Source organism: Lentzea sp. NPDC006480, assembly GCF_040611995.1.
Taxonomy (GTDB): Bacteria; Actinomycetota; Actinomycetes; order Mycobacteriales; family Pseudonocardiaceae; genus Lentzea.
Map to the genome: position 1 here is coordinate 1 of NZ_JBEXPJ010000256.1, position 9,098 is coordinate 9,098.

General features: G+C 69.0%; 1 protein-coding gene. It reads left to right on the top strand.

Annotation, left to right across the window (positions count from 1 at the left end):
• A partial coding sequence (locus ABZX92_RS43875) for an SDR family NAD(P)-dependent oxidoreductase (RefSeq protein WP_355571795.1) occupies nt 1-9,098 on the top strand: 9,098 nt, incomplete at both ends.

The following is a 9,098-nucleotide window of genomic DNA, read 5'->3' on the forward strand; positions in this document are numbered from 1 at the left end:
CCGGTGTTCGCGTCGGCGTTGGATGAGGTGTTGGAGCACCTCCAAGGCGTGCGCGAGGTCATGTGGGGCGACGATGCCGAGGCGCTGAACCAGACCGGAAACACGCAACCCGCGATCTTCGCTGTTCAGGTCGCGCTGTACCGGTTGCTCGAGTCGTTCGGGGTGAAGCCCGCGAAGGTCGCCGGGCACTCGATCGGCGAGATCGCGGCCGCGCATGTTGCCGGAGTGCTGAGTCTGGCGGACGCCTGCCGACTGGTGCAGGCCCGTGCGTCATTGATGCAGGCGCTGCCGCCCGGCGGCGCGATGGTGTCGGTCATCGCGTCCGAAGAAGAGGTGCGTGCGCACCTGACTGATGGCGTGTCCATTGCCGCCGTCAACGGGCCTCGGTCCGTGGTGATCGCGGGCGTCGAAGACGAAGTGCTCGCGATCGCGGAGAACTGGAAGAACAAGCGGCTCAAGGTCAGCCACGCGTTCCACTCGCCGTTGATGGAGCCGATGCTGGACGACTTCCGCGCGGCGATCGCCGACATCGAGTTCCGTGAGCCGGTTGTCGGAATGTCGACATCCGGCGATGTCACCACCGCCGACTACTGGGTCGACCACGTGCGTGGCGTGGTGCGGTTCCACGACAACGTCACTCGGCTGGGTGACGTGACGTTGCTTGAGGTGGGGCCTGACGCGCAGTTGACGGCGATGGTTGACGGGTTGATTCCGACGTTGACGCGCGTCAAGTCTGATGTTGATTCAATGTTGACTGCACTCAGTCAAGTACATGTTGACGGAATCAACGTTGACTGGATGCGGTTCTACGAGGGCGGCAAGAAGGTCGAGCTGCCCACCTACCCGTTCAACCGGCAGCGGTACTGGCCGGCGAGTGCGGGGCGGGCGTCGGACGCGTCCGGGCTGGGGCTGGTCAGCGTGGGGCACCCGGTGCTCGGGGCGGCGGTGGAGCTGGCCGAGGGCGAAGGCGTGGTGTTCACCAGCCGGGTGTCGCTGAGCACGCACCCGTGGCTCGCGGACCACGTGATCATGGGGCGCACGCTGGTGCCGGCGGCGGTGCTGATCGAGCTCGCGATGCGGGCCGCGGACGAGGTCGGGCTCGACCGGGTCGACGACCTGACGCTGGCGGCGCCGCTCGTGCTGCCGGAGCGCGGGGCTGTGCAGATTCAGCTGAAAGTGGGACCGGAAGGCAGCAGGAGGCAGTACTCGATTCACTCTCGGCCCGAGAACGCGGCGGACTCGCCGTGGATTCAGCATGCGACCGGGTTCCTGGCGAGCGGCACGACCAGTAGCACTTTCGAGGCTTCGGTGTGGCCGCCCGCTGGGGCCGTCGCGATGGACTACGAGGAGTGCTACGAGCGGTTCGCGGTCGTGGGCTTCGCTTACGGGCACGCGTTCCGGAACCTGAAGGCCGCGTGGCGGGTCGGCGACGAGATCTACGCCGAGCTCGCTTTGCCGGAAGACGTTGACGGCACTGCTTACGGGCTGCATCCGGCGTTGCTCGACTCGGCGCTGCACGCGGCGTTGCTGGACGAGACGCTCGACGCGGGGCTGCCGTTCTCGTGGGAAGGCGTGTCGCTGCACGCGACCGGGGCGAGCGAGCTCCGCGTCAAGCTGACCCGCGACGAGGGCGGCATGCGCAGGACGATCGCGCTCGCCGACGTCACGGGTGCGCCGGTCGCGACGGTCGAGGCCGTGGTCGTGCGGGCGGTCAACGTCGAGCAGCTCGGTGAGGCCGGGCAGAGCGAGCTGTTCGGGCTTGAGTGGGTGCCGGTCACGCAGGAGGACGTCGCGGCGCCCGAGTCGGTCGCGGTTGTCGGGCCGGACGTGCTCGACCTCGGCTATCCCGTGGTGGAGGCGATCGCGGACACCGACGCCGAGCTGGTGCTGGTGCCGGTGGTCGGCGGTGACGATGTCCTCGGCGGCACGCACGCCAACACCGCGCGGGTGCTGGCGCTGGTGCAGGACTGGATCCGCGGCGGAAGGGGCGACCGGCTCACGTTCGTCACGCGCGGTGCGACCACAGGTGAGGACCTGGGCGCCGCGGCGGTGTGGGGTCTGGTGCGGTCGGCGCAGTCGGAGCACCCCGGGCGGTTCGGGCTGATCGACCTGTGCGGCAACAACCTCTCCGCCGCGATGGTCTCGGTGGCGTTCGGCGTCGACGAGCCGCAGCTGGTGGTTCGCGACGGCCAGGTGCTCGCCGTGCGGCTGGCGCGTGTCACGGGTGCCGGCGAAGTCCGTTGGGAGGGCAAGGTTCTCGTCACCGGCGGTACCGGCGGGCTGGGTGCAGTGATCGCGAAGCACCTCGTCGAGACGCACGGTGTTCGGGAGCTGCTGCTCGTCAGCCGTCGTGGCGAGGCCGACACGTCGGAGCTGGAGGCGTTGGGAGCGCGTGTCACCGTCGCGGCTTGTGACGTGAGTGATCGGGATGCTGTTGCGGAACTCCTTGCGCAGCACGAGATCCGGGGTGTCGTGCACGCGGCTGGTGTGCTGGACGACGGCGTGATCGAGTCGATGACGCCGGAGCGCATCGCGAACGTGGTGCGGCCCAAGGCTGACGCAGCCTGGCACCTGCACGAGCTGACTGACGGGCTGACGGCGTTCGTGGTGTTCTCGTCGGCGGCCGGCGTTTTCGGCAACGCCGGACAGGCGAGCTACGCGGCGGGCAACGCGTTCCTCGACGCACTTGCCGCGCACCGCAGGGCTCTTGGGCTGCCCGCCACGTCGATGGCGTGGGGGGTGTGGTCCGAGGTCAGCGGCATGACCGGCGCGCTGACCGAGGCCGAGGCAGCGCGGATGACCGCCGCCGGCATGCCGCCGATCACGGTGAGGCAGGGCTTGGAACTGTTCGACACGGCGGTGGCGAGCGGTGCGGCGCTGACCGTTCCGGTGCGGCTTGATCTTGCGACGCTGCGAGCGCGTGGTGCGGTGGCGCCGTTGCTGCAGGGCTTGATCCGGGTCAGGGCACGGCGTGCGGCGGCGGGTTCGGCGACCGCGTCCGGGCTCGTGCAGAAGCTCGGCGCGATGGACGTCGCGGACCGGCGTGCGGCGCTCGTGGATCTGGTGCGCACGCAGGTTTCCTCGGTGCTCGGGCACTCGTCGATCGACGCGGTGGACGCGACGCGGGCGTTCCAGGACCTCGGGTTCGACTCGCTGACCGCGGTCGAGTTGCGCAACCAGCTGACCGAGGCGACCGGGTTGCGGCTGCCGGCGACGCTGGTGTTCGACTATCCGACGGCGCTCGCGCTGGCCGACCACCTGCACGCCGAGCTGTTCGGCTCGGTGGCGGAGAGCTCGGACCTGCCCGCGCTGGTGTCCACTTCGGACGATCCGATCGTGATCGTCGGCATGGCGTGCCGGTTCCCCGGTGGCGTGACGTCGCCGGAGTCGTTGTGGGATCTGGTGATCTCGGGGACGGACGCGATCACGCCGTTCCCGGAGAACCGCGGCTGGGACCTCGACACGTTGTTCCACCCGGATCCTGACCACCTCGGCACGTCCTACGCTCGCGCCGGTGGGTTCCTGCACGACGCGGACCTGTTCGACCCGGCGTTCTTCGGGATGTCGCCGCGGGAAGCGCTCGGCACGGACGGCCAGCAGCGCATCCTGCTGGAGACCACGTGGGAGGCGCTGGAGCGGGCCGGTATCGACCCGACGTCGCTGCGGGGTTCGCGGACCGGTGTGTTCGCGGGTGTCATGTACAACGACTACGCACAGATCGTCGAGGCCGACTCCGAGGGACACCAGGGCGCCGGTACGTCACCGTCGGTTGTGTCGGGTCGCGTTTCTTACACCTTCGGGTTCGAGGGGCCGTCGGTGTCGATCGACACCGCTTGCTCGTCATCACTGGTGGCGATGCACCTCGCGGCTCAGTCGCTGCGGGCCGGGGAGTGCTCACTGGCTCTTGCCGGTGGTGTGACGGTGATGTCGACGCCGGGTGCGTTCGTCGGGTTCTCGCGGCAGCGCGGGTTGTCGGAGGACGGGCGTTGCAAGGCGTTCTCGGATTCGGCTGATGGTGTTGGTTGGTCTGAGGGTGTTGGTCTGCTCGTGTTGGAGCGTCAGTCCGATGCGGTGCGTCTTGGGCACACGGTGTTGGCGGTCGTGCGGGGTTCGGCGATCAACCAGGACGGTGCGTCCAACGGGCTGACGGCGCCTAACGGGCCGTCGCAGCAGAGGGTGATCCGCCAAGCGCTTGCGTCGGCTGGTCTGTCCACTGCGGACGTTGACGCGGTCGAGGCGCATGGCACCGGAACGACTTTGGGTGACCCGATCGAGGCTCAGGCTTTGCTGGCGACCTACGGTCAGGAACGCTCGGTGCCACTGCTGTTGGGTGGCATCAAGTCGAACATCGGGCACACGCAGGCGGCGGCCGGTGTCGCGGGTGTGATCAAGATGGTGCACGCGATGCGGCATGGCGTGGTGCCGCCGACCCTGCACATCACCGAGCCGTCCACGCACGTCGACTGGAGCGAGGGCGCGGTCTCGCTGGTCACCGAGGCCACGCCGTGGCCTGAGGTGTCGCGGCCGCGACGCGCGGGCGTCTCGTCGTTCGGCTTCTCCGGCACGAACGCGCACGTGATCTTGGAAGCGCCGGGCACGGGGATCCCCCCGTTTTCCAGCGTACCGAACGAAATCGCTGGTCAAGCGGGCTCCTTGGAATCTGTGGACAACTCGGCGGCTGTGGACAAGTCGGCCGTTGTCGATCTTGCGGGCGCGGAATCGTCGGTGGCCGGTGAGACGATTGGAGTGGGGACCTCGGACTCCCCCCGGGGGGCCCAGACGGGATCGATTCCGTTCGTGGTGTCGGCCAGGACCGTGGAGGCGTTGGACGGGCAGGTTGAGCGGGTCAAGGGTGTTGAAGGGGCGGCGGAGGATGTTGCGTTCTCGCTGTTGACCACCAGGGCACAGTTCGAGCATCGGGCTGTGGTGCTCGGGGGAGAGGTGCTGGCGCGGGGGACGGCGTTGGCGCAGCGGTCGCCGGCGGTGTTGTTCTCCGGGCAAGGGGCGCAGCGGGTTGGCATGGGGCGTGAGTTGTACGAGGCGTTCCCCGTGTTCGCTGAGGCGCTTGACGGTGTGTTGATGTACCTGGACCCCGCGGTTCGGGACGTCATGTGGGGCGAGGACCAGGAGGCGCTGAACCAGACCGGGGTCGCGCAGCCGGCGTTGTTCGCGGTCGAGGTGGCGTTGTACCGGCTGGTTGAGTCGTGGGGGGTCCGGGCGGAGCAGGTCGCCGGGCATTCGATCGGTGAGATCGCGGCGGCTCACGTGGCCGGAGTGTTCAGCCTTGAGGACGCGTGCTTGCTGGTCACGGCTCGGTCGGCGCTCATGCAGGCGTTGCCCGAGGGTGGGGCGATGGTCTCGGTCATCGCTTCTGAGGACGAAGTGTTGCCGCATCTGAGTGAACGGGTGTCGGTTGCCGCGGTGAACGGGCCTCGGTCGGTGGTGATCGCCGGCGACGAGGACGAGGTGCTCCGGATCGCGGAGCGGTGGAAGAGCAAGCGGTTGAAGGTGTCGCACGCGTTCCACTCGCCGCTGATGGAGCCGATGCTGGACGACTTCCGTGAGGCGTTGGCGGAGGTTGTGTTCAGCGAGCCGCGCATTCCGATGGTCGCTGGTGGGGATGTCACGACCGTCGAGTACTGGGTGAACCACGTTCGGGACGCGGTTCGGTTCAGCGACAACGTGCAGAGGCTGCGGGACGGTGGCGCCACCACGTTCCTCGAGGTCGGGCCGGACGGAGTGCTCAGCGCGCTCGTCGAGGACGCCATTCCGGTGCTGCGCAAGGACAAGGGCGAACGTGTCGCGGCGTTGACCGCGCTGGCCCGGCTGCACGTCGATGGCGTGAAGGTGGACTGGAGCGGGTTCTGCGCCGGTGGCAGGAAGATCGATCTGCCGACATATGCGTTCGACCACCAGCGGTACTGGCCGTCGGTGCAGATCGGCGGGGACGGGGCCGCCGGGATCGGCATGGTCCCGGTCGGGCACCCGTTGCTCATCGCGTCGGCTGAACTCGCTGATGGGGAAGGGTTCCTGTTCACCAGCCGGTTGTCGATGCGGACGCATCCGTGGATTCGCAACCACACCATCATGGGGCGGGTGATGGTGCCTGGGGCGGCGCTCGTCGAGCTCGCGCTGCGGGCCGGGGACGAGGTCGGGCTGGACCGGCTGGAGGAGCTGACGTTGTCGGCGCCGGTGGTGCTGCCGGAGCACGGTGGGCTGGTGTTGCAGATGAAGGTGTCGGGCGGCGACGAGCGGCGGACGTTCACGATTCACGCGCGACCGGATGAAGTTGTTGACGCGCAGTGGACTCAGGTCGTGAGCGGTGCGCTTGCGAAGGGCGAGCAGCGCGTTGAGTTCGATGCGTCGGTGTGGCCGCCTGCGGCTGAGGCCGTTGATGTCGAGGGCTGCTACGAGAAGTTCGCTGACGCCGGGTTCGCTTATGACGGCATGTTCCGCGGGTTGCGCGCGGCTTGGCGGGACGGTGACACGACGTATGCCGAGGTCGCGCTGCCGGACGACGTGAGCGTGAAGCCGTTCGGGCTGCACCCGGCGTTGCTGGACGCCGCGCTGCACGCGTCGTTGCTGGACGAGAGCGGGGCGGCCGGGTTGCCGTTCGCTTGGGAGAACGTGTCGTTGCACGCGACCGGGGCGACGGCGTTGCGGGTCAGGATGACGCGCGACGACAACGGGCTGCGGATCGCGCTGGCCGACCCGGCCGGCAACCCGGTGGCGTCGGTCGAGTCGCTGGTGATGCGGGCGGTCGCGGCCGAACAGCCCGCCGAGCTGGACTCGTTGTTCTCGGTGCGGTGGACGCCGGTCGCGGTGCCGCCCGCCGAGGCGGGCAAGACGGTCAGCGTGCTCGGGCCGGACGTGCTCGGGCTGTCGGTCGGGCGGGTCGAGGGCCTGCTTTCGCTGACTGACACGGATGTTGTGCTCGTGCCCGTCGCGGGAGAGCAGAACGCCTCGGCGGTCCGGGCGGCCACGCACCGGGCGTTGGAGCTGGTGCAGGAGTGGATCCGGGAGGACCGCGACGGGCGGCTCGTGTTCGTCACGCGCGGGGCTGTCGAGGGCGATGACCTGGCCGGCGCGGCGGTGTGGGGGCTGGTGCGGACCGCGCAGACCGAGCACCCCGAACGGTTCGGGCTGATCGACCTGGACGCCGAGGAGTCGTCGCCGGCGACGTTGCTCGGGGTGCTGGACCTCGACGAGCCGCAGCTGGTGGTTCGCGACGGGGAGGCTCGGGCGGCTCGGCTCGGGCGAGTTGCCGGCGGCTCTGAGGATGTCGTGTGGGAGAGCCCGGTTCTGATCACCGGCGGTACCGGTGGGCTCGGGCGGATCGTGGCGCGGCACCTGGTGGAGAACCACGGGGTCACCGAGCTGGTGCTGGTCAGCCGCAGCGGCCAGGGTGACGTTGGTGAGCTGGAGGCGTTGGGGGCTCGGGTTTCCGTGGTCGCCTGCGATGTCGCTGACCGGGCGGCGTTGTGGGAGTTGTTGAAGCGGCACAAGGTCCGGGGCGTGGTGCACGCGGCCGGTGTGCTCGATGACGGTGTGATCGAGTCGCTGACGCCGGAGCGGGTGGACGCGGTGTTGCGGGCCAAGGTCGACGCGGCGCTGAACCTGCATGATCTTGCCACCGAGGCCACGCAGTTCGTGCTGTTCTCCTCGGCGGCCGGTGTGTTCGGTAACGCCGGCCAGGGCAACTACGCCGCTGGTAACGCTTTCCTGGACGCGCTGGCTTCGCATCGGCTGCTCAACGGGCTGCCTGGCGTGTCGCTCGCGTGGGGTGCTTGGGACACCGGCATGTTGTCGGCCGAGGACGCCGAACGGATGCGGCGTTCCGGCATGCCCGCTCTGGACGCCGCGCTGGGGCTGCGGTTGTTCGACGCGGCGGTGGCCGGGGTGGAACCGGCGGTGCTGCCGGTGCGGCTCGACCTCGGCGCGTTGAAGCAGAACGGTGACGTGAAGCCGTTGCTGCGCGGGCTCATCCGGGTCAAGGCGCGGCGGAAGGTCGCCGGGTCGGAGACGGCGTCCGGGCTGGTACAGCGACTGTCCGTTTTGGACGATGCCGGGCGGCTGGACGCGTTGGTGGATCTGGTTCGCGGTGAGGTCGCGGCGGTGCTCGGGTACGACACGATCGCCGCGGTTGATCCTGCTCGGGCGTTCCAGGAGCTCGGGTTCGACTCGTTGACCGCGGTGGAGTTGCGCAACAGGTTGACGGCCGTGACCGGGCTGAAGCTGCCGGCGACCGCGGTGTTCGACTACCCGTCGACCGCTCAGCTGGCCGGGTATCTGAAGGACGAGTTGCTCGGGGCGGTCTCCGAGGTGCCGGATCTGCCCGCCTTCGTGTCCACTTCGGACGATCCGATCGTCATCGTGGGCATGGCCTGCCGTTATCCCGGTGGTGTCTCGTCGCCTGAAGACCTGTGGGAGCTGGTGGCCTCCGGGGTGGACGCGATCACGCCGTTCCCGACGAACCGCGGCTGGGATCTGGACACGTTGTTCCACCCGGACCCCGACAACCCCGGCACCTCGTACGTGCGGGCTGGTGGGTTCCTGCACGACGCGGACCAGTTCGACCCGGAGTTCTTCGGGATGTCGCCGCGGGAGGCTCTGGCCACGGACTCGCAGCAGCGGCTCATGCTGGAAACGGCCTGGGAGGCGCTGGAGCGTGCCGGAATTGCGCCGGGTTCCTTGCGGGGCAGCTCGACCGGGGTGTTCGCCGGTGTCATGTACAACGACTACACGCAGCTCATCGGCGGTGCGGACACCGAGGGCTTCGGGTCGACCGGTGCGTCGCCTTCGGTGATCTCGGGCCGGGTGTCGTATGCGCTCGGGCTTGAGGGGCCGTCGGTGTCGATCGACACCGCGTGCTCGTCGTCGTTGGTGGCGCTGCACTGGGCCATGCAGGCTCTTCGGGCCGGTGAGTGCTCGCTGGCGTTGGCCGGTGGTGTGACGGTGATGTCCACGCCGGGCTCGTTCGTCGGGTTCTCGCGGCAGAGGGGCTTGTCGGAGGACGGGCGTTGCAAGGCGTTCTCGGATTCGGCTGATGGTGTTGGTTGGTCTGAGGGTGTTGGTCTGCTCGTGTTGGAGCGTCAGTC